A 21,808-nucleotide genomic window follows, 5' to 3' on the forward strand; every position below is an offset into this window, starting at 1 on the left:
TTTGGAACACTGTAAATTCAAGGCGTGATAACAACAATGACCGGAAGGTGAATGCCCCGGGATTATCGATCTTCGTCACAGAATAACTTTACCGTTTCAGCACCTTTTGCACTATTGCCACAATGCTGATTGTGCAAAGTAACGTAATACCTTTTTGTACAAGGAAATTATCATGCTCCACCCGCGAGCCAGAACCATGCTGTTGCTGGCAATCCCGGCCTTAATTATTGGTATTGTCTCAAGCCTGGTGCTTATCGTCGTGATGAAAGTCGCCTCGGTGCTGCAAACGATGTTATGGACTGCGCTTCCGGCTCAGGTGGGTATCAGCGTTGATTCGCCGGCATGGATCATTATGATGCTGACCCTGACGGGGGTTGCGGTGGGTCTGGTGATCCGCTTTAGCCCAGGGCACGCCGGGCCTGATCCGGCGCTGGAACCGCTGATTGGTGCTCCGGTCGCACCTGCAGCGCTGCCAGGACTTATTATCGCGTTGATTATCGGTCTGGCGGGCGGCGTTAGCCTGGGGCCGGAACACCCGATCATGGCGGTCAACATCGGTCTGGCGGTGTATCTCGGCTCACGCATTTTACCCCGCGTCGGGGCCCTGGACTGGACGATTCTGGCATCGGCCGGCACCATTGGCGCGCTCTTCGGCACGCCGGTCGCGGCCGCGCTGATTTTCTCGCAGACGCTCTCCAGCAATAACGACGTGCCGCTCTGGGATAAACTCTTTGCGCCACTGATGGCTGCTGCGGCTGGTGCGCTCACCACCAGTCTGTTTTTCAATCCACACTTCTCGCTCTCCCTTCCCCACTACGGCCAGATGCAGATAGCCGATATCTTCAGCGGTGCGGTTGTGGTCGCTATTGCCATTGCGCTGGGGATGATCGCCGTATGGTGTCTGCCGCGTCTGCACCGGCTGGTGCATAAGCTCAAACATCCGGTGCTTATCCTCGGGGTTGGCGGATTGATCCTCGGCATTTTAGGGGCCATCGGCGGTAAGGTAACGCTGTTTAAAGGTCTGGATGAGATGCAACAACTGGCCTTCAGTCAGGTGTTTAGCGTGTCCGATTATCTGCTGTTTGCACTCATAAAGCTGGCTGCGCTGGTGGTGGCGGCAGCGTGCGGTTTCCGTGGCGGACGGATTTTCCCGGCGGTCTTTGTTGGCGTCGCGTTGGGGCTGATGCTGCATGAACATGTGGATGCGGTTCCGGCGGCGATTACCGTCTCTTGCTCTATTCTGGGGCTGATATTGGTGGTGACACGTGATGCCTGGCTGAGCCTGTTTATGGCCGCGGTGGTGGTTCCGGATACTACTCTCATCCCCTTACTTTGCATCGTGATGTTGCCCGCCTGGCTCCTGCTGGCGGGCAAACCGATGATGATGGCCTGGCGTAACGACAAGTGATCAGGCGTTGTTACGCGCTTCCAGCGCTTTGGTAATCGCCCCTAACAGCGGCGGGATATCCGCTTTGGGTAGCATCACTTCAATCAGTGATAGCCGCTCGTGGTGTGCCACTTTTTCGAGCACCTCCGCCAGCTGTTCCGCTTCACTGACCCGCCAGCACTGTGCCTGAGGATCCAGGCTCAGTGCCTGCGGAATTTGCGTCCAGTTCCATAAGGCAATGTCGTTATAGCGCTGTTCCGGTCCGTGAATGGCCCTTTCTACGGTGTACCCTTCATTGTTGAGCACCAGGATAATGGGGTGCTGTTTATCACGCAGCATCGAGCCCAGTTCCTGAATGGTCAACTGCGCGGCGCCATCCCCCGTGAGCACAATGACGCGCCGGTCTGGACAGGCGGTTTGGGCACCATACGCCGCGGCCAGAGTGTAGCCAATGGAGCCCCACAGCGGCTGGACGATAAAATTCACGTCTGCCGGCAGACGCAAATCGATCGCACCAAAGGCTGACGTCCCCTGGTCGGCAAGAATAATGTCACCCGGGCGAATAAAGTTTTGCAGGGTGCTCCAGAAATTCTCCTGAGTGAGCGAGCCCTCCGATTGCGGGAAGGCGATACCGCTGTGAGAGACTGGCGCCAGGGTATCGTGGACATACTGTTTGCAGAGAGCCACCAGCGTCTCGATCGCGTCAGACATAGGGATACCGGTAAACCAGACATCCCCCACCCGTGCGGCATGGGGCTGCACTTCTATCGTTTGCGCCTGCGTCAGCTGATGGGTAAACCCCGCCGTCAGGGTATCGGTAAAACGCGTGCCAATGCACAGTACCGTATCCGCCCCTTCGATGGCCTCTTTTACCGCCCCGACGCTTGCCGAACCACTGTACGTGCCATAAAAACCGGGCTGGCGTTCGTCAAAAATGCCCTTGCCCATCAGCATGGTGGCGTGGGCAATGGGCACCTCTTTCACCCACTTCTGCAGGGCATGTTTCATGCCGTGGCGCAGGACCAGGAAATCGGCCAACAGCGCGGTACGCTTGCTTGTTTTCAGCCTGCTCTCGGCGGCGTCTCGGAACGCTTTCAGGCAGGCGTTATCGGCATGCGCTGTCTTTAACGTGAGAGCGTTTACAGGCGGCGTGGCTGATTTTTTAGCCACATCAGCAGGCAGCATCAGGTAGCCTGGACGTCGCTCCCGCAGCATGGTTGTTAACACTCTGTCGATTTCGTAGCAGGCGTTTTGTTCGGTCAGGATCGCCTGCGCGACCGTGATCGGTTCACTCATATGGTAGAAGTGACGGAACTCACCATCACCCAGCGTGTGGTGCAGCAGCTCCCCTTTTTGCTGTGAGGCCGTACCCGGTGCCCCCACAATGTGTAAAACCGGAACATGCTCAGCAAAGCTGCCAGCCATGCCGTTCATGGCACTTAATTCCCCTACACCAAATGTTGTCAGCAGCGCGGCAAAGCCCTTACATCGGGCATATCCGTCAGCGGCATAAGATGCGTTTAGCTCATTGGCACAGCCCACCCAACAGATATCCGGGCTGTCGATGACATGATCGAGAAACTGCAGGTTATAGTCGCCCGGCACGCCAAACAGATGATCGGCACCACAATCTGTAAGACGGTCCAGCAGGTAATCGGCGACGCAGTACGGGGTTCGCATAACAGGTGTCCTTCTGACGTTGACCTCACTTTGAGTATTAAATAAGCGTGATGGCTGTCCAGAAATGGCAGAAAGAAGAGTATGGAAAGAATGCTTTACAAAAAAGGCTGCGCTATGCTCTGTTTTTTCGCATCAGTGTAAACGCATACACTGTAATTATTTTTTAGCGCCAGAGGTCATGAGAATGCACTATCAGCCAGATAAAAACCGTTATCAGACAATGCTGTATCGTCGCTGTGGGCAAAATGGCGTTAAATTACCCGCCGTCTCTCTTGGGCTCTGGCACAACTTCGGTGACGCCACGCTTATCGAAAACAGCCGTCAACTTTTACAGCGCGCGTTTGATCTTGGTATTACACACTTCGACCTTGCCAATAACTATGGTCCGCCTCCCGGTTCCGCCGAGCGCAATTTCGGCCGCATTTTGCAGGAAGATTTTCTGCCGTGGCGCGATGAGCTGATCATCTCGACGAAAGCGGGCTATACCATGTGGGACGGCCCTTACGGTGACTGGGGATCGCGCAAATATCTCATCGCAAGCCTGAATCAAAGTCTGAAACGTATGGGGCTGGAGTATGTCGATATCTTCTACCACCACCGTCCAGACCCGGAAACGCCGCTGCAGGAGACAATGAAAGCGCTTGACCATCTGGTGCGTCAGGGGAAAGCCCTGTATGTCGGTTTGTCCAATTACCCGGCCGAGCTTGCACGGCAGGCTATCGACATACTCCATGACCTCGGCACGCCGTGTCTGATCCATCAGCCTAAATATTCAATGTTTGAACGTGCGCCGGAAGCGGGCTTGCTGGACGTTTTGCAGGAAAAAGGTGTCGGCTGCATTCCGTTCTCGCCGCTGGCGGGTGGTCAACTGACCGATCGTTATCTGAACGGCATTCCGGCGGACTCCCGTGCCGCGAGCGGGAGTAAGTTCCTGAACCCGGATCAGATAACCCAGGAGAAACTGGAAAAAGTCAGAAGACTGAACGCGCTGGCAGAAAGCCGGGGACAGAAGCTGTCTCAGATGGCGCTGGCCTGGATTTTACGCCACGAGGCGGTAACTTCCGTACTGATTGGCGCCAGTAAAACCGGGCAAATAGACGATGCAGTGGGCATGCTGGAGAACCGCCATTTCACGGCGGAAGAGCTGGCCACCATTGACGGGATCCTGAATAGCTCAAAATAAATCCTGTTTTAGCAAAAAGTGCTATCACGTCTGAATTCGGAGTTGAGGCGATGAAACGAGGCTTTTCTAACTCGTAAAATTGCGTTAACAGGCCCCCTAAGGCCCCGATCGTGAAGGAGAAGAGTATGTTCAGGTCACTGATTCTTGCAGCGGTATTACTGGCTTCGGCCCCGCTGGTCGCCACTGCTGGCGAAATCACCCTGTTGCCATCAGTAAAATTACAAATTGGCGATCGTGACGACTACGGCAGATACTGGGACGGTGGCTACTGGCGCGACCGTGACTACTGGCACCGTCACTATGAGTGGCGCGGCGACCGCTGGTGGAAACATGATAATGGTTTGCACCGCGGCTGGTACAAAAACAACGCCTACGAGCGTGGTTATCGCGAAGGCTGGAACGACCGTGATGACCGCCGTGGCGGCTGGGATCGCGGCGGTAAAGGTCGCGGTGGACATGGTCACGGCCACGGTCGTCACTAATCTAAAAAAGGAGCCTCCCGGCTCCTTTTTCTTTTATAACCCCAATGCCGTGCCTATCAGTAACCACAGGTTCAGCGCCACTACCACAACCACGATGACCCATCCGGTCCGTTTCACCAGCGTGGTGTTAACCAGTTCACCCATCAGATGTTTGTTGCTGGTAAAGATCAGCAGCGGCACCAGCGCAAGTGCGATCCCGAAGCTCAGCAGCACCTGGCTCATGACCAGAATGCGTGTTGGATCCAGCCCCATCAGGATCACCACAAATGACGGCAACATTGTGACGGTGCGACGTACCCACAGCGGTATATGGAAGCGGACGAACCCCTGCATGACCACCTGCCCGGCCAGTGTTCCTACCACCGTAGAGGAGAGACCTGCCGCCACCAGGCTTAAGCCAAATATGGTCGCAGCCGCATGGCTCAGTAACGGCTCCAGCGTCAGATAGGCCTGATCGAGATCGGCAATGCCGGTGTGACCGTTAAAGTGGAACGCTGCGGCAGCGGTAGCCATCATCGCCAGATTCACAAAACCGGCAATCGTCATGGCGATAGCCACATCCCATTTGGTTGCCGAATAGCGTTCTTTGCGCGTCCCCGCGTGCAGGTGCTGGGTTAACGAGGAGTGAAGGTAAATCACATGTGGCATGATGGTCGCCCCCAGCACCCCGGCAGCGAGGAACACCGCTTCAGAGGTTGGCAGGCTTGGGATCACCATCCCTTTACCGAGCTGCGCCAGGTTAGGCTGCGAGAAAATCAGTTCGACAATATAGGCCGCAGCGACAAACAGCAGCAGGCCGCCGATGACTTTTTCCAGCGGTTTTTGCCCCCGACGCTGCAGCATCAGAATAAGGAAGGTGGCAATGCCGGTAAGCACCGCCCCCTGCAGCAGCGATACGCCAAGGATCAGCTTGAAACCAATTGCCGCACCAATGAATTCGGCGAGATCGGTTGCCATCGCAATGATTTCCGCCTGGATCCAGTACAACCATACCGCCGGGCGCGGGTAATGATCGCGAATCTGTTCCGCCAGGTTTTTACCGGTGGCAATACCCAGTTTCGCGGAGAGCATCTGAATCAGCATAGCCATCAGGTTAGCCCAGACAACCACCCACAGAAGCTTATAGCCAAAGCTGGCCCCGGCCTGAATATTGGTCGCAAAATTGCCTGGATCGATATAGCCAATGGCAGCGATGAACGCAGGTCCCATTAATGCGAACCGCAACTTGCGCGCTGCTCTGCCACTGCTACCCTCTACGCGACTGTTTGTCATTTCTGCCTCTGAAATATAGCCTTTGCTATGTTTAATGCTATCAAAATGAGAATGATTATCAAGATCATTTGTAACGGTTGCAGTGATTTCTCTGATAGCTTTGAACGATAGACAGGCGGGTAAGCGGGGGCGCTCTAACAGAAACCGAAATCGCGCGCTCTTTTGTGAAGACTAGCACACAAACTTAACTTTTCACTCATTTACCTAACATAACAAAAATGTATTGTGGATCACTATTTTTGAGACTCGTCACAGGATGTAACTATAGTGTGTCCTTGATCTCGTTTTCTTTTCGGTTGTTACATAGAATGTGCACGAAAATTAAACCTGCCTCATATTTGGAGCAAATATGGACCGCGTCCTTCACTTTGTCCTGGCACTCGTTGTCGTTACTGCGCTTGCGTTGCTGGTCAGCCATGACCGTAAAAAAATCCGCATTCGCTTTGTTGTTCAGCTTCTCGTTATTGAAGTTTTGCTCGCGTGGTTCTTCCTGAACTCCAACGTGGGGCTTGGCTTCGTAAAAGGCTTCTCCGAAATGTTCGAAAAACTGCTCGGATTCGCTAACGAAGGGACGAACTTTGTCTTCGGTAAAATGAACGACGAAGGGCTGGCGTTCTTCTTCCTGAAAGTACTTTGCCCAATCGTCTTCATCTCTGCGCTGATTGGTATTCTGCAACACATCCGTGTTCTGCCGATTGTGATCCGCGCCATTGGTACCGTACTGTCCAAAGTTAACGGTATGGGTAAGCTGGAATCATTCAACGCCGTCAGCTCCCTGATTCTGGGCCAGTCAGAGAACTTTATCGCGTATAAAGATATTCTCGGCAAGATGTCCCGTAACCGTATGTACACCATGGCCGCAACAGCAATGTCCACCGTTTCCATGTCTATCGTGGGCGCGTATATGACCATGCTGGAACCAAAATATGTGGTTGCTGCTCTGGTGCTGAATATGTTCAGTACCTTTATCGTGCTGTCACTGATCAACCCATACCGTGTTGAGGAAGGCGAAGAGAACCTGCAGATGGCAAATCTGCACGAAGGTCAGAGCTTCTTTGAAATGCTGGGTGAATATATTCTGGCGGGCTTTAAAGTGGCGATTATCGTTGCCGCGATGCTGATCGGCTTCATCGCCCTGATCTCTGCCCTGAACGCCCTGTTCGCCGCGGTTCTGGGCATCTCCTTCCAGGGCATCCTGGGCTACATCTTCTACCCTGTTGCCTGGGTGATGGGTGTCCCTGCTCACGAAGCGCTGCAGGTTGGCAGTATCATGGCGACCAAACTGGTTTCTAACGAATTCGTTGCAATGATGGATCTGCAGAAAATCGCCAGCACGCTCTCTCCACGTGCGGAAGGCATCCTGTCCGTGTTCCTGGTTTCCTTCGCGAACTTCTCGTCCATCGGTATCATCGCCGGTGCGATTAAAGGTCTGAACGAAGAACAGGGTAACGTTGTTTCTCGCTTCGGTCTGAAACTGGTTTACGGCTCAACGCTGGTGAGCGTACTGTCAGCGTCTATCGCAGCACTGGTACTGTAACCCGTCACGTTATATGAGAACCGGGAGCCTGGCTCCCGGTTTTTTTATGCCTGCAGTGCGTCAAGCGGCGTCGGTTTGCCTATCAGGTATCCCTGCAGGTAATCCACACCAAAGCGCAGCAGCATGTCGCGTTGCGCCGGCGTCTCCACATATTCTGCCACCACACTCAGTGATTTGGTTTTTGCCAGATTACAAATCGACTGCACAATCATCGCGTCCATGTCGTCGGTACAGATATCTTTAACAAAGCAGCCATCTATTTTAATGATATCCGCCTGAAGGCGTCTGAGTCGTTCGTAGTTGGCATAGCCGGTACCAAAATCATCAATCGCGATACGGAACCCACGATCCCGCAGCTGCTGAAGGTTTTTGATACTGCTGCCAGAGTTCGAGAAGGCCTGCTCTTCCGTGATCTCAAGGACAACGTCCTGCGGCGCGATACCATAGTGTTCGAACAACACGCTAATCTCGGTAGCCACCTCTTTTTGCATCAGCGTCAGAGGCATCAGATTGACAGAAAAGCGAGTGCCACCCTGCGACGCAGGATGATCGCGCAACCACAACAGCAGTTTTTCCAGCACGCACATATCAAACCGGTGGCTCAGGTTAAACTGGGCAATCAGCGGGATGAAGCGGTCAGGCGTGATAATCTCTCCCTCGCTTTCCATGCGCGCCAGTATTTCGTAATAACCGCTGCCATCCGCTTTCTGGATTGGCTGGGCATATAAATGAAACTGACCGGCATCCAGGGCATGTTTAATACGCGCTAACATCAGCACCCGTTCTGTGGTTTGCCCCGATGCGGCCTCCAGGCTATTGGTGAGCGCGAGTACGTTATGCGCTCCGCATGACTGCTCGGCCAGCCAGCTCAGTTGGCCCAGCGTATGGTGCAAGTTCTCGCCGTTTTCGACCATTCCCCAGGATGCGCCAAACTCGATATCCAGCCCCGTGTTGTTCCAGTAAATTTTTCGGCTATTTAATTGATCGACCATATGCTGCAGCCGTTCAGCGGTTTCAGGCCCCAGCAATACAATGACCAGCTCGCTGCCTGGCAACTGGAAGAGCTTCTCATCTTTCTGCAACAGCGGCTGCAGGGAGGTGGTTACCCTACGTTTGCAATGCACCCGCATGAGAATGCCGTAGTGGCGACTTAAAAATTCCAGGTTGTCCATCCGCAGGCAGCAGATTTTTGCATCCGGCTGAGCCTGAAGAAACTCTTCCAGCGCCCGAATATTCGGTAAACCAGTCAGCGGGTCGGTCAGCGCCCTGTCCTGCCAGTCCTGCTTCAACCAGTTGCTTCGCTGGTAGAGCCGCGACATGTAAAGCAGACAGATAGCGAAAGAGATCAGCACAGACAGGATAAAGGAGAGTGAATGCCCAGATTCGACGCCATTAAGGAAGTTGTAGTTATAGGTCAACAGCAGCAGAGCGGATGCCGCCCACAGTAAAGAGATGAGCGCATAGCTGAGGCGACTGATGCCTAGCGTAAAGAGAATAAAAATGACTGGCATTAAATAGCCAGCAATAACCGGTGACTCAAATGGCGCACATAACACGGCAAGGGTGAAAATTAAAAAAGCCAGCCAGATGAATACATACAAAGATTTTTTATGAAAAAACACTGGCTTCACGCTCCGCAGCCAGAAGGTTCTGACATAGCGGGGATTAATTATCATTCTTAATGGATAATAGAACATCATGGTGAAAATCAACGCTGCGCATATCAAGCTTTGAATATCAACGATGTTATAAATTACGGTGCCTTCGCCAAAGAATGTTGAGATAGTCACGGGAAAATCAAATAAGCAGCCAGACAGATACATCAACCCTTTAATGCCTATCGGCACCATAAAGCCCAGCCAGAATATACGTTGCCCAATGTGTTTGTTCGGCACGCAGTGACGCCAGCGCTTGCCCAGCACAAGGCGCAGGACGCCACAGGCAGCAAAAACAGAAAACGTCTGACAGATCAATAATACTAAATATTGTAGTGGCGCTAAATTAATATTGTAGATGTTAGCAATAGTGAAACTTAAAAGAATGGGAATGATTGCCCGACGCCCAAATAACAAAATCACGGCCAGCATAACGCTTAACGGCAGCCATGCCAGATAAACATCATGACCATTTACTATAGCGCGTGGAGAGATATAACGGGAAAAGGGCACCGTAATCAAACACAGCGCCAGAGCAATCATAAATATCTTTACATTATTGTAAGTTTTTCTATTCATTAAGTTGGATAATCTGTTTTACCATGCAAATTATTGGCCGGACGGATAATAGGTTTATTAATTGCTCGAATCAAGTTGAAGTCCATTTATAGACTCGTTTATTGATTTGGATTGAGGCGAGGTATAGGAACGCTGCTAATTTGGCAACAAAAGAGGGTGAAGGTCGTTACAAAGACATAAAAAAACCCCCGTCTTTCGACGAGGGTTCAAATTTTGGTGGAGCTAAGCGGGATCGAACCGCTGACCTCTTGCATGCCATGCAAGCGCTCTCCCAGCTGAGCTATAGCCCCACATGTTACTTTACTTACCCTACTCTGTTGGGTTCAGAGTTTGGTGGAGCTAAGCGGGATCGAACCGCTGACCTCTTGCATGCCATGCAAGCGCTCTCCCAGCTGAGCTATAGCCCCATCGTAAAGCTGTCATGTTGACGGGCGGCATAATATGAATTCCGCTGCGGAGTGTCAACGGCAAAATCAATCACTGCCGTTCAATCGCCGAAAAATCATGCAAATGAACCACTTTGCGAGCCGCCTCGCAGTCAGGAGTTAAGCCTGTCACGTTTTCACCTAAAACGGTGCTATAAAATGAACCGTTAATTGACCCCACAAATATTCAGGAAATTGTATGATCAAGGAACGAATGACGCCAGAAGAGTTAGCCCTCCTCACTGGCTATAGCCGCCAGACCATCAATAAATGGGTACGCAAAGAGGGTTGGATTACATCGCCAAAACCGGGAGTTCAGGGCGGGAAAGCGCGCCTGGTACATGTGAACGAGAAAGTGCGTGACTTTATCCGCAGCGCGCGCCGGGCAACGGAAACCGCAGATATGCCGGAAAATGCGTTGCAAAACGGTTCTCTGCACACATTACTTCTGACGCTGGCGAATGAAATGACGCCGGAAGAGCAAAAGCAGATGACATCGCTGTTACTGCGGGAAGGGATTACCGGATTGTTGCAACGTTTAGGGATTCGCGACCATAACTGATATGAAAAGATTACGCAGCAAAATGACCACGGAAGAGCTGGCGAACAGCCTGGGTGTTGCCCGGCAAACCGTTAACCGCTGGATTCGTCAGCAGGGCTGGAAAACCGAAGGGATCAATGGCGTGAAAGGGGGACGGGCGCGGCTGATCCACATTGATGCTCGGGTGAAGGAGCATATCATGAACCTCCCTGCCATTCGCAACCGTCAGGCGGTTTACCACCTGGCAGAAGTAACGATGCCCTATGGCGATCCTGCGTCATCGAATCTGCTCGTGCAGATTGTCGACACACTTGAAAACATGACGCAGCTGGAACAGGAGCGACTGCATGTGTTGCTAAAACGCGAAGGCATCAGCGGTTTTCTTTCGCGCCTGGGTATTGCTGAATTACACGCATAAAAAAACGGCAGGTTACCCTGCCGTTTTTGCATCTCAGGCTGTTTTACTGCTGGTTTTCGCGTTCAGCAATAAATCCCAGAGCCTTGTTAATGCGCGCCACGCTGCGAGACTTACCGATCGCGTGAACGGTAACATCCAGCGCCGGAGACTGACCCGCACCGGTCACCGCTACGCGCAGTGGCATACCTACTTTACCCATACCGACTTCCAGTTCGTCAGCTGTAGCCTGAATCGCATGATGCACATTCTCGGCGGTCCACTCAGTGATGGCAGCCAGTTTGTCACGTACCACTTCCAGCGGCTGACGCGCAACAGGACGCAGATGTTTCTTCGCGGCATCCGCATCGAACTCATCAAACTCTTCATAGAAATAGCGGCAGCTTTCGGCGATCTCTTTCAGCGTCTTGCAACGCTCGCCGAGCAGTTTCACCAGGTCCGCCAGCTCAGGGCCAGTACGGGTATCAATATTGGCCTGCTCAATGTGCCACTGCAGGTAAGTCGCCACATATTCCGGCGGCATGGTATTGATGTAGTGGTGGTTCAGCCACAGCAGCTTGTCAGTGTTGAACGCACTGGCGGATTTGCTCACAGAGTTCAGAGAGAACAGATCGATCATCTCTTCGCGGCTGAAAATTTCCTGATCGCCATGAGCCCAGCCCAGACGCACCAGGTAGTTCAGCAGCGCTTCCGGCAGATAGCCGTCGTCGCGATACTGCATAACGCTGACCGCACCGTGACGTTTAGACAGCTTTTTACCGTCGTCACCGTTGATCATTGAAACGTGCGCATAGACCGGAACAGGGGCATTTAACGCTTTCAGAATGTTGATCTGGCGCGGGGTGTTATTGATATGGTCTTCGCCACGGATAACGTGAGTGATTTCCATGTCCCAGTCGTCCACCACCACGCAGAAGTTATAGGTTGGAGAACCGTCGGTACGGCGGATGATCAGGTCGTCCAGCTCCTGGTTGCTGAATTCGATTGGGCCACGGATCTGGTCGTCAAAAATAACAGAGCCGTCCTGTGGGTTAGCAAAACGCACCACGCAAGGTTCATCAGCGGCATGCTCGCTGTGGTCATGGCGGCAGCGGCCGTCGTAACGCGGCTTTTCGCCGTTCGCCATCTGCTCTTCACGTAGCGCATCCAGGCGCTCTTTAGAGCAATAGCATTTGTATGCCGTACCCGCGACCAGCATCTCGTCAATTACCGCGTTATAGCGGTCAAAACGTTTGGTCTGGAAGTAAGGACCTTCATCCCACTGCAGATTCAGCCAGTTCATCCCATCCATAATGGCTTCAATTGCTTCCGGCGTGGAGCGCTCGAGATCGGTGTCTTCAATACGCAGCACGAACTCACCTTTGTTGTGGCGTGCAAAAAGCCAGGAATAGAGAGCAGTACGTGCACCACCGACGTGCAGGTAGCCTGTCGGGCTGGGCGCGAAGCGAGTTTTGATTTTCATGAAATGGCCTTACGTTATAAAGATGCCGGCAATCGGCAAATCCTGGGGAAAAAACGATGGGCAATATTCTATCACTGTGCGGCGATTCCTCAATGTCGATCCCTTTATCGTGACCGAGTTTGCTGTTTTTGTTTAGAAATCATGCGCCACAGCCCATTTCACGATCGTTTTGTTTAATTTTACGACGAACGAATAAAAACTTTAGAAAATGCGTTGACTCATTTTCAACTCTCCCTATAATGCGACTCCACACAGCGGGGGTGATTAGCTCAGTTGGTAGAGCATCTCCTTTACACGGAGGGGGTCGGCGGTTCGAGCCCGTCATCACCCACCATCTACTTCACGTAGACTCGCAGTGTAGATAAGAATTGAGATTGGGCGATTAGCTCAGTTGGTAGAGCATCTCCTTTACACGGAGGGGGTCGGCGGTTCGAGCCCGTCATCGCCCACCATTCTCACCTTATCGCAGCAGTTCCGAAATGGGCGATTAGCTCAGTTGGTAGAGCATCTCCTTTACACGGAGGGGGTCGGCGGTTCGAGCCCGTCATCGCCCACCATTTCGGGTCGTTAGCTCAGTTGGTAGAGCAGTTGACTTTTAATCAATTGGTCGCAGGTTCGAATCCTGCACGACCCACCAATGTAAAAAAGCGCCCTAAAGGCGCTTTTTTGCTATCTGCGATATGGACGGTTCGAATCTTTTGCACAGAAACTTCCTGTAGCCGCTCCAGCCAGCCTAACGCCCTGCCAGATATAGCAGTTTTCCTCAAGCTCCCACCATCGGTGCCGATATCTCTGTTTTATGGTAAGAGGAAAGACTATGACGACCATTCAGACATCAACCCACCCTATTCAAACCAGTAACAGTGGTGGGAGTGCTTCCAGTGGCAACGATATTGCTGCCCAAATCAGCCGCATTACGGAGCAAATCACCAAACTGACTCAACAGCTAAAAGAGCTGCCAGAGAGTGCCGGCAGCCCGGAAGAGAAGAAAAAACAGCAGGAGCTCATTCAGGCACAGCTTAAAGTGCTGCAGACACAGCTTGCACAACTATTGCGCCAGCAGGCGGAAGAGGCCCAGAAGAAACAAGACCAGAAGCAGGGCAAAGTGGAAGGCGTAAACAACCCATCAGATGTCAATCAGATCGATATTTACATCTAATCATCTGCAGCATTAAACAGTGGGTCGCGTATGCGGGCTTCGGTTAACCGTTGCGCCTGGATACGCACCACTTCCCAGATAGCCTGTGCCGCCCCCGAAAGAGAACGATTTTTTCGTCGAACCAGCATCAGCTTTCTGTCAACCACCGGGGTCAACCGTCTTACAGCCAGCCGGCTCCCCTGTGGCAACGGCAGCGCCAGGGCAGGCAATACGCTGATCCCAATGCCTGCCTCAACCATAGGAAACAGCGTAGCCGGATGACCAATCTCCTGCACGATGGTTGCTTTTACCCCCTGAGCATTCAGCGCGGAGTCAATCAACGGACGGCTGCCCGATGCATAATCCTGTAAAACCAGTTTCGCGCCCTGCAGCGTCTGCCAGCTAACATGAGGCAGCATTGCCAGCGGATCGTCGTCCCGACAGAGCAGCAAAAAAGGCTCAGAAAGCACAATCTCACACTCCAGGTCACTCACCTGGCCGGGATCGATGACGATGCCAAAATCCACATCGCCCTGGCGGATGCTCTCCAGCACCCACTGTTGCGGCCTGTCGTGCAGCACAAAATCGATATCCGGATAGCGCTGGTTACCCTCAGCAATACACTGCGGAATAAGATGCGCCGAAATCGTCTGGCTTGCTGCCACCCGTACGGTGCCAGAAAGCTGCTGCCCCAGTCTCCCGACATCCCTGAGCGTGCTGTTCAGTTCATCCAGTAACCGCTCCAGTCGCAGCGCCAGCTGCTGTCCGGCTTCGGTTAATACCACTTCACGCGTGGTGCGGTCGAGTAGACGCACACCTGTCTGGAGTTCCAGTTCTTTCACACTGTGGCTCACGGCCGACTGGCTCAGGCCAATGATCTCCCCTGCCCGGCTGAAGCTGCGAGCATGGGCCACGGTGACAAAAACGCGAAGCTGACGTAAGGAATAATTCATCTGTTTAATTCATGAATAGATGCAATAAATCAATTTTATTTCTCAAAGGGAACAAAGCACAATAGCGACATCTGTTTTCAGGAGTCATTATGAAACTATTTCGTATTCTTGATCCGTTTACACTAACCCTGGTCGTCACCGTTTTACTGGCCTCCTTCTTCCCCGCGCGCGGCGGTTTTGTGCCGTTCTTTGAAGGACTCACTACCGCGGCCATCGCGCTGCTGTTCTTTATGCACGGCGCCAAACTCTCCCGCGAAGCCATTATCGCAGGGGGAAGCCACTGGCGACTCCACCTGTGGGTCATGTGCAGCACCTTTATTCTTTTCCCAATACTCGGCGTGCTGTTTGCGTGGTGGGCTCCGGTCAATGTTGACCCGGCGCTCTATACCGGTTTCCTCTACCTCTGTATTTTGCCAGCCACCGTCCAGTCCGCGATTGCCTTTACTTCGCTGGCAGGCGGCAACGTCGCGGCCGCTGTCTGCTCGGCATCGGCATCAAGCCTGTTAGGGATTTTCGTCTCGCCGCTGCTGGTTGGCCTACTGATGAATATGCACGGTGCAGGCGGTAATCTGGAGCAGGTCGGGAAAATCTGTCTGCAACTGCTTCTGCCATTTGTCCTTGGTCATCTTTCTCGTCCGTGGACGGGGGCGTTTGTGGCGAAGCACAAGAAATGGATCTCAAAAACCGATCAGACGTCGATCCTGCTGGTGGTTTACTCCGCCTTCAGCGAAGCCGTGGTGAATGGTATCTGGCATAAGGTGGGCGCAGGCTCGCTGCTGTTTATCGTAGTGGTCAGTATCGTCCTGCTGGCGATTGTCATTGCGGTAAACGTCTTTGTGGCACGCAAGTGCGGCTTCAATAAAGCAGACGAAATCACCATTGTGTTCTGCGGCTCGAAGAAAAGCCTGGCAAACGGCATCCCGATGGCCAACATTCTGTTCCCTACCTCGGTGATTGGGATGATGGTACTGCCGCTGATGATTTTCCATCAGATCCAGCTGATGGTCTGTGCGGTACTGGCGCGTCGTTACAAGCGTCAGACGGAAAAACTGGCGCAGGAAGAGACCCGCGCCGCGAAGGCTTAAGGACGTTTCAGGGGCTGAACCAGCTGGGTCAGCCCCTCGGTTTTAATCAGTAGCGTGATGGCCATCAGCTCGCCCAGTCGTCCTGCCGGGAATTCATCCTTTCGGGCAAACCACAGAAGGTACTCTTCCGGCAAATCAATCAGCCTGCGGCCCTTATATTTACCGAACGGCATCTCCGTATTGGCGATCTCGACGAGCTGCTCTTTTTCCACGTTACTCTCCCAGCAGACGCATCATTTCTGCTTCATCGATTACCTCAATCCCGAGCTCCTGCGCTTTTGCAAGCTTGGAACCGGCGGCTTCCCCGGCGATCACCAGATCCGTTTTCTTCGACACGCTGCCCGCCACTTTTGCCCCCAGTGCCACCAGACGCGCCTTCGCATCATCCCGTGAAAGCTGGCTGAGACTGCCGGTCAGTACTACCGTTTTACCGGCAAACGGGCTGTCGATCTCTTCGGCATTGACGACGACTGGCGCAGGCCATTTAATGCCCTGCTCCAGCAGTTTGCCGATGACGTCGCGGTTGCTCTCTTCGGCAAAGAAGTTAAAGACGTGCGTGGCCACCACAATGCCGACATCAGGCACTTTTTGCAGCTCCTCAATGCTCGCTTTTTCCAGCGCGTCCAGCGTGCCAAAGTACGCCGCCAGACCTGCAGCGGTGGCTTCACCCACCTCACGAATACCAAGCGCATAGAGGAAACGGGCAAACGTGGTCTCTTTGGCGGCTTCCAGCGCATTCACCACATTCTGAGCCGACTTCGGCCCCATGCGGTCAAGACCGGTCAGCTTACCCGCCGTCAGTTTGAAAAGATCCGCAGGCGTATGGACATACTCTTTCTCAACCAGCTGATCGATAATTTTGTCGCCCATGCCGTCAACGTCCATTGCCCGTCGGGAAACGAAGTGCTTGAGTGACTCTTTACGCTGCGCGCCACAGATTAATCCCCCGGTACAGCGAGCCACCGCTTCGCCTTCCACACGCTCTACGTCTGAGCCACATACCGGGCAATGCGTCGGAAACACGATGGCGCGCGTATCATCAGGGCGTTCTGACTGAACCACGTTGACCACTTGCGGGATCACATCTCCCGCCCGGCGAATCACCACTTTGTCACCAATACGCAGGCCAAGACGATCGATTTCATCCGCGTTATGCAGCGTGGCGTTGCTCACCAGCACACCGGCCACGTGTACTGGCTCCAGACGCGCAACCGGCGTGATAGCTCCGGTACGACCCACCTGGAACTCCACATCGCGAACAAAGGTCATCTGTTCCTGAGCCGGGAATTTAAACGCCACAGCCCAGCGTGGTGCTCGCGCCACAAAGCCTAGCTGCTCCTGAAGCGCAAGCAAGTTAACCTTGATCACCACACCATCGATATCAAAACCGAGCGTCGGGCGGTCTTCTTCAACCTTGCGATAAAACGCAAGAACCGCCTCCGGTGAGTCGCAAAGCTGCACGCGGTTGCTGACCGGCAAGCCCCACGCTTTAAACTGCAGCAAACGCCCGAGGTGGGTGTCCGGCAGCTCCCCTCCTTCCAGAATACCGACGCCATAGCAGAAGAAAGTAAGCGGTCGCTTCGCGGTAATACGCGGGTCCAGCTGGCGTAAAGAGCCTGCCGCCGCATTGCGCGGGTTCGCAAACACCTTCCCACCGGTGCGACGCGCCTCTTCGTTGATTTTCTCGAAGCCCGCCTGCGGCAGGAAAACTTCACCGCGCACTTCCAGACGAGCAGGAATATTGTCGCCGTGCAACTTCAGCGGGATCGCGCGGATGGTACGCACGTTGGTGGTGATGTCTTCCCCGGTGGTGCCATCACCGCGCGTTGCGGCACGGACCAGCACGCCGTTTTCGTAGAGGATGCTGACGGCCAGGCCATCCAGCTTCAGCTCACAGCACCAGGTCAGGGCGTCGCTGCTTTTGAGTCGATCCTGCACACGCTTATTAAAGGCGAGAAAGCTCTCTTCATCGAAGACGTTATCCAGAGAGAGCATCGGCACTTCATGACGTACCTGGCTGAACGCACCTAGCGGTTCAGCGCCGACACGTTGGGTTGGCGAGTCCGGGGTGATCAACTCCGGGTGCTGCGCCTCTAAATCGCGCAGTTCACGCATCAGGCGATCGTACTCCGCATCCGGCACTTCCGGTGCGTCCATCACATGATAAAGGTATTCATGATGGCGAAGCGTGGTTCGCAGTTCAGTGATTTGTTGTTCGATTGAGTCCATATCGCACCATCAATGAGAAAAAACCCCCGACAGGCGGGGGTTGAGGAGGAGTTGAAGAAAACGCGTCGATTACGCGTTGGCTTCCTTAACTTCGCGGATGCGGTCCTGATACTCGCGCAGTTTCTGCGGCGTCATCATGCGACGCTGGTCGTCGAGCACCACACCACCGACTTCGTCAGCGATGTGCTGAGCGGACTGCAGCATCAGCTTAAAGTTTTGCAGTTCATCACCGTATGACGGAACCTGCATAAAGATCGTCACGCCCGGCGTCACGAAATCGCCCGTCATTTCAGGGTCGAAGGTGCCAGGGTTAACCATGTTGGCCAGGCTAAACAGCGCCGGGCCGCTACCGTCCGGGCTCAGGTGGCGATGGAAAATATTCATGTCGCCAAACTTGAAGCCAGCCTGTTGAATACTGTTAAGCAGCACGTCACCGTTCAGATGGCTGCCGTGATGGGCGGCCACGTTCATGATGATCACCGCTTCTTTACGCTGCGGTTTTTCAACAACCGGTTCTGGCTCTACAACGGGCTCTGGCTCAACCTGCGGTGCCGGGGCTGGCTGTGGTGCAGGCTGCGCCTGAACAGGCTGTTGCGGCGGTTGCTGTACCGGCTGAGCAGGCTGCGGTTGTACAGGCTGCTGCACGGGTTGCTGTGGAACCGGCTGCGGCGCAGCTGGCCGCTGTTGAACAGGCTGCTGCGGCGGCTGACGCACCGGCTCTTCCACAGGCTGCGGCGCAGGCTGGCGCGGCTGTGCAGAAGCATACGGCGGTTGATACTGGTGCTGCGCAGTACGGGGGGCTTCATGCTCCCCATGAGCCGCGCCGGGCGCAGTATTGACCCGATGAACACGAACTTCACCCACGCCGTCGTCATCGCGATCGTCGATGTCATATTCACTGTCATCGTCGTCACGACTGGACTTCATGCGCTTCAGTGGGCGATCGCGAAACATAGAAGAACGCTCTTTACGGCTGGTCCAGAAACCATGTACCAGTAAAGCGATTATGGCGATCGCGCCAACAATGATTAATATCAGACGCAAATCCTGCATCATTATATTCTCTGTTGTTCTAACACCTTGCCACCACGGCAAACATTTACTCACTAAGAGTATTTGCCGTTTACGTCAAGTGCAAGTGTGTGCAGAGCATTCACAGCATAAAGATGAACTAAATCGTGCTTTTTGCTGTTTTTTCGAACATTTCCGAACTGGTCATTGGTCCGTAACTGGATAATATAGGCGGGCAATTCCACTGGTTGTGAAAAAAGGAGTACAGCCTGGTTATGGTTTCAACATTTTCTTCTCCCCCACGCAGCGGCGTCTGGTATTTTTCTCAGGGCTGGAAACTGGTCTCCCTGCCGGGTATTCGACGTTTCGTCATTCTGCCCTTGCTGATCAACATTATTCTTATGGGCGGCGCCTTCTGGTGGCTTTTCACGAAGCTTGAAAGCTGGGTCCCGGCCATGATGAGCTATGTGCCTGACTGGCTGCAGTGGCTGAGCTATCTGCTGTGGCCACTCGCGGTGATTTCTGTGCTGTTGGTGTTCGGCTATTTCTTCTCAACGATCGCCAACTGGATTGCGGCGCCGTTTAACGGCCTGCTGGCGGAACAGCTCGAAGCGCGTCTGACAGGTGCCACGCCACCGGACACGGGCGTACTGGGGATCATGAAAGATATTCCGCGCATCATGAAGCGCGAATGGCAAAAATTCGCCTGGTATCTCCCCCGTGCAATTGTACTGCTTCTCCTTTATCTGGTGCCCGGTATCGGCCAGACGGTGGCGCCTGTGCTGTGGTTCCTGTTCAGCGCCTGGATGCTGGCTATTCAGTACTGCGACTACCCTTTTGATAACCACAAGGTGCCCTTTAAAGAGATGCGTACCGCGCTGCGCACGCAGAAAGTGGCCAATATGCAGTTTGGCGCGCTTACCAGCCTGTTCACCTTGATCCCCTTCCTTAATCTTTTCATCATGCCCGTTGCGGTGTGCGGCGCAACGGCAATGTGGGTCGACTGCTACCGTGCTAAGCACGCGTTATGGAAGTAATGCAAAAATGTGTAAACAAGGGATGGCTTATGCTATCCCTTATTCCATACTGATCCCCATTATTTCCTTGCAGTATATAGATATGCGAATTCCTTACTTCCCCCTACTTGCTTAGCAGGTATGCTGGGTCGGTATCCCAATTTCATACAGTTAAGGACAGGCCATGAGTAAGATTTATGAAGACAACTCGCTGACTATCGGTCATACGCCCCTGGTTCGACTGAACCGTATCGGTAATGGACGCATTCTGGCGAAGGTCGAATCCCGCAACCCGAGCTTCAGCGTAAAATGCCGTATCGGTGCAAATATGATTTGGGATGCCGAAAAACGTGGCGTGCTCAAGCCAGGCGTTGAGCTGGTGGAGCCTACCAGCGGCAACACCGGTATTGCGCTGGCCTATGTGGCTGCGGCGCGTGGCTATAAGCTGACGCTGACCATGCCTGAAACCATGAGCATCGAACGCCGCAAGCTGCTAAAAGCGCTGGGTGCAAACCTGGTGTTGACCGAAGGCGCGAAGGGCATGAAAGGTGCCATTCAGAAAGCCGAAGAGATTGTTGCCAGCGATCCGGCGAAATACCTGCTGCTTCAGCAGTTCAGCAACCCGGCAAACCCGGAAATTCACGAAAAAACCACCGGCCCGGAAATCTGGGAAGATACCGATGGCCAGGTTGATGTGTTTATCTCCGGCGTGGGTACCGGCGGTACGCTGACCGGTGTGTCACGCTATATTAAAGGCACGAAAGGTAAAAAAGACCTGATCACCGTGGCCGTTGAGCCGACCGACTCGCCGGTTATCACCCAGGCGCTGGCGGGTGAAGAGCTCAAACCGGGCCCGCACAAGATTCAGGGTATCGGCGCAGGCTTTATTCCGGGTAACCTGGATCTGAAGCTTATCGATAAAGTCGTCACGATCACGAACGAAGAAGCCATCTCGACGGCACGCCGCCTGATGGATGAAGAAGGTATTCTGGCCGGTATCTCTTCCGGCGCGGCCGTTGCGGCGGCGCTCAAACTTCAGGAAGATGAGTCCTTTACCAACAAGAATATTGTGGTTATCCTACCTTCATCAGGTGAGCGTTACTTAAGCACTGCACTGTTTGCCGATCTGTTTACCGAGAAAGAACTGCAACAGTAATGCCAGCATGTTAATAACGCGTAAAAAAGCACCTTTTTAGGTGCTTTTTTGTGGACTGCTTCAAAGTTTTACCCCTCCTGGCATTGATTCACCCCGTTGGGTCTGGTATTTAAACCAGCAATTATTTTGATGCGTGAAATTAATCAGCGAACGAAATACCCTTGCTGAATCGATTTTATGATTTGGTTCAAGTCTTGCTTTCGCTGCATAATGTTTAATGACGATCGAAACGTCAGCGCTAACAATACAGGCTAAAGTTCAGTCGCCAGGCTAGACTTTAGTTCCACAACACTAAACCTATAAGTTGGGGAAATACAATGTTCCAGCAAGAAGTTACCATTACCGCTCCGAACGGTCTGCACACCCGCCCTGCTGCTCAGTTTGTTAAAGAAGCGAAAGGCTTCACTTCTGAAATCACTGTGACTTCCAACGGCAAAAGCGCTAGCGCAAAAAGCCTGTTCAAACTGCAGACTCTGGGCCTGACTCAGGGCACCGTTGTCACTATCTCTGCTGAAGGTGAAGACGAGCAGAAAGCAGTTGAGCATCTGGTAAAACTGATGGCTGAGCTCGAGTAAGTTTCCGGGTTCTTTTAAATATCAGTC

At 53.3% G+C, this 21,808-nt stretch carries 19 protein-coding genes and 6 tRNA genes; 15 read left to right on the plus strand and 10 right to left on the minus strand.

Features of this window, described 5'->3' with window-relative positions; all coding sequences use genetic code 11:
* The first annotated feature begins 172 nt into the window (after positions 1-172).
* Positions 173-1,408 carry an ion channel protein gene (locus EQV24_RS07095; RefSeq protein WP_130626365.1) on the plus strand — a complete coding sequence of 412 codons (1,236 nt, stop codon included), beginning with the start codon at positions 173-175 and terminating at the stop codon, positions 1,406-1,408.
* On the opposite strand, the gene ipdC is transcribed toward EQV24_RS07095, so the two are convergent.
* Positions 1,409-3,067: an indolepyruvate decarboxylase gene (gene ipdC, locus EQV24_RS07100; protein ID WP_130626366.1), complete on the minus strand. Its 1,659-nt coding sequence runs from the start codon at positions 3,065-3,067 to the stop codon at positions 1,409-1,411. It abuts the gene before it with no gap.
* A 184-nt stretch (positions 3,068-3,251) separates the two neighbouring features.
* Between ipdC and mgrA the strand changes: the two genes are divergently transcribed.
* Together mgrA and EQV24_RS07115 are read left to right on the plus strand one after the other, a co-directional pair.
* Entirely contained in the window at positions 3,252-4,250 is a 999-nt protein-coding gene (gene mgrA, locus EQV24_RS07105) for an L-glyceraldehyde 3-phosphate reductase (protein ID WP_130626367.1), read from the plus strand.
* A gap of 125 nt (positions 4,251-4,375) precedes the next feature.
* Positions 4,376-4,732, plus strand: a complete 357-nt coding sequence (locus EQV24_RS07115; protein ID WP_013098185.1) for a DUF2502 domain-containing protein — start codon at positions 4,376-4,378, stop codon at positions 4,730-4,732.
* A gap of 33 nt (positions 4,733-4,765) precedes the next feature.
* Here EQV24_RS07115 and EQV24_RS07120 read toward each other — a convergent pair whose 3' ends face one another.
* Complete coding sequence (locus EQV24_RS07120) at positions 4,766-6,004, minus strand: Nramp family divalent metal transporter (protein ID WP_130626369.1); 1,239 nt, start codon at positions 6,002-6,004, stop codon at positions 4,766-4,768.
* Between the two features lie 349 nt (positions 6,005-6,353).
* Between EQV24_RS07120 and EQV24_RS07125 the strand changes: the two genes are divergently transcribed.
* Complete coding sequence (locus tag EQV24_RS07125; protein ID WP_013098187.1) at positions 6,354-7,541, plus strand: NupC/NupG family nucleoside CNT transporter; 1,188 nt, start codon at positions 6,354-6,356, stop codon at positions 7,539-7,541.
* Between the two features lie 44 nt (positions 7,542-7,585).
* On the opposite strand, the gene EQV24_RS07130 is transcribed toward EQV24_RS07125, so the two are convergent.
* The 3 genes from EQV24_RS07130 to EQV24_RS07140 all read right to left on the minus strand — a co-directional run bounded on the left by EQV24_RS07130 (position 7,586) and on the right by EQV24_RS07140 (position 10,182).
* The gene (locus EQV24_RS07130) at positions 7,586-9,775 is read right to left on the minus strand and encodes an EAL domain-containing protein (protein WP_095455053.1); all 2,190 of its coding nucleotides are present in this window, start codon (positions 9,773-9,775) and stop codon (positions 7,586-7,588) included.
* 214 nt (positions 9,776-9,989) lie between these two features.
* Positions 9,990-10,065 (minus strand) — tRNA-Ala (locus EQV24_RS07135).
* A 41-nt stretch (positions 10,066-10,106) separates the two neighbouring features.
* Positions 10,107-10,182: transfer RNA gene (locus tag EQV24_RS07140), tRNA-Ala, on the minus strand.
* Positions 10,183-10,399: 217 nt separating this feature from the next.
* Between EQV24_RS07140 and EQV24_RS07145 the strand changes: the two genes are divergently transcribed.
* Positions 10,400-10,762 (plus strand): YfeC-like transcriptional regulator, encoded by a 363-nt coding sequence (locus EQV24_RS07145; protein ID WP_020690601.1) that lies wholly within the window; start codon positions 10,400-10,402, stop codon positions 10,760-10,762.
* A 1-nt stretch (position 10,763) separates the two neighbouring features.
* The gene (locus EQV24_RS07150; protein ID WP_095455054.1) at positions 10,764-11,159 is read left to right on the plus strand and encodes a YfeC-like transcriptional regulator; all 396 of its coding nucleotides are present in this window, start codon (positions 10,764-10,766) and stop codon (positions 11,157-11,159) included.
* 43 nt (positions 11,160-11,202) lie between these two features.
* Here the strand turns inward: EQV24_RS07150 and gltX are convergent, their stop codons facing one another.
* The gene (gene gltX, locus EQV24_RS07155; RefSeq protein ID WP_040022334.1) at positions 11,203-12,618 is read right to left on the minus strand and encodes a glutamate--tRNA ligase; all 1,416 of its coding nucleotides are present in this window, start codon (positions 12,616-12,618) and stop codon (positions 11,203-11,205) included.
* Positions 12,619-12,876: 258 nt separating this feature from the next.
* Between gltX and EQV24_RS07160 the strand changes: the two genes are divergently transcribed.
* From EQV24_RS07160 to EQV24_RS07180, 5 genes are all read left to right on the plus strand, one after another.
* Positions 12,877-12,952, plus strand: a tRNA-Val gene (locus tag EQV24_RS07160).
* Between the two features lie 42 nt (positions 12,953-12,994).
* Positions 12,995-13,070: transfer RNA gene (locus EQV24_RS07165), tRNA-Val, on the plus strand.
* 29 nt (positions 13,071-13,099) lie between these two features.
* Positions 13,100-13,175: transfer RNA gene (locus tag EQV24_RS07170), tRNA-Val, on the plus strand.
* Positions 13,176-13,179: 4 nt separating this feature from the next.
* A tRNA-Lys gene (locus EQV24_RS07175) sits at positions 13,180-13,255 on the plus strand.
* A gap of 180 nt (positions 13,256-13,435) precedes the next feature.
* The gene (locus EQV24_RS07180) at positions 13,436-13,777 is read left to right on the plus strand and encodes a FlxA-like family protein (RefSeq protein ID WP_013098192.1); all 342 of its coding nucleotides are present in this window, start codon (positions 13,436-13,438) and stop codon (positions 13,775-13,777) included.
* Here EQV24_RS07180 and EQV24_RS07185 read toward each other — a convergent pair.
* Complete coding sequence (locus tag EQV24_RS07185; RefSeq protein ID WP_013098193.1) at positions 13,774-14,709, minus strand: LysR family transcriptional regulator; 936 nt, start codon at positions 14,707-14,709, stop codon at positions 13,774-13,776. The two genes, EQV24_RS07180 and EQV24_RS07185, sit on opposite strands and share 4 nt — an antisense overlap.
* A gap of 89 nt (positions 14,710-14,798) precedes the next feature.
* Here EQV24_RS07185 and EQV24_RS07190 point away from each other — a divergent pair, with 89 nt between their 5' ends.
* Positions 14,799-15,794 (plus strand): bile acid:sodium symporter family protein, encoded by a 996-nt coding sequence (locus tag EQV24_RS07190; protein ID WP_029883927.1) that lies wholly within the window; start codon positions 14,799-14,801, stop codon positions 15,792-15,794.
* Here the strand turns inward: EQV24_RS07190 and EQV24_RS07195 are convergent.
* The 3 genes from EQV24_RS07195 to zipA all read right to left on the minus strand — a co-directional run bounded on the left by EQV24_RS07195 (position 15,791) and on the right by zipA (position 19,079).
* A complete protein-coding gene (locus tag EQV24_RS07195) occupies positions 15,791-16,006 on the minus strand; it encodes a DUF3820 family protein (RefSeq protein ID WP_003861328.1) in 216 nt (71 codons plus the stop codon). The genes EQV24_RS07190 and EQV24_RS07195 overlap by 4 nt on opposite strands.
* A gap of 1 nt (position 16,007) precedes the next feature.
* A complete protein-coding gene (gene ligA / locus EQV24_RS07200; protein ID WP_095455055.1) occupies positions 16,008-18,023 on the minus strand; it encodes an NAD-dependent DNA ligase LigA in 2,016 nt (671 codons plus the stop codon).
* Between the two features lie 69 nt (positions 18,024-18,092).
* The gene (gene zipA, locus EQV24_RS07205; protein WP_040022324.1) at positions 18,093-19,079 is read right to left on the minus strand and encodes a cell division protein ZipA; all 987 of its coding nucleotides are present in this window, start codon (positions 19,077-19,079) and stop codon (positions 18,093-18,095) included.
* A 230-nt stretch (positions 19,080-19,309) separates the two neighbouring features.
* Between zipA and cysZ the strand changes: the two genes are divergently transcribed.
* The 3 genes from cysZ to ptsH all read left to right on the plus strand — a co-directional run bounded on the left by cysZ (position 19,310) and on the right by ptsH (position 21,781).
* Positions 19,310-20,071, plus strand: coding sequence for a sulfate transporter CysZ (cysZ, locus tag EQV24_RS07210; RefSeq protein ID WP_058651775.1), 762 nt, complete (start codon positions 19,310-19,312; stop codon positions 20,069-20,071).
* Between the two features lie 163 nt (positions 20,072-20,234).
* The gene (gene cysK, locus EQV24_RS07215) at positions 20,235-21,206 is read left to right on the plus strand and encodes a cysteine synthase A (protein WP_013098198.1); all 972 of its coding nucleotides are present in this window, start codon (positions 20,235-20,237) and stop codon (positions 21,204-21,206) included.
* A gap of 317 nt (positions 21,207-21,523) precedes the next feature.
* The gene (ptsH, locus tag EQV24_RS07230) at positions 21,524-21,781 is read left to right on the plus strand and encodes a phosphocarrier protein Hpr (RefSeq protein ID WP_000487600.1); all 258 of its coding nucleotides are present in this window, start codon (positions 21,524-21,526) and stop codon (positions 21,779-21,781) included.
* Positions 21,782-21,808 lie beyond the last annotated feature (27 nt).

It is taken from the genome of Enterobacter sp. A8 (genome assembly GCF_004296595.1).
Lineage (GTDB): Bacteria > Pseudomonadota > Gammaproteobacteria > Enterobacterales > Enterobacteriaceae > Enterobacter > Enterobacter cloacae.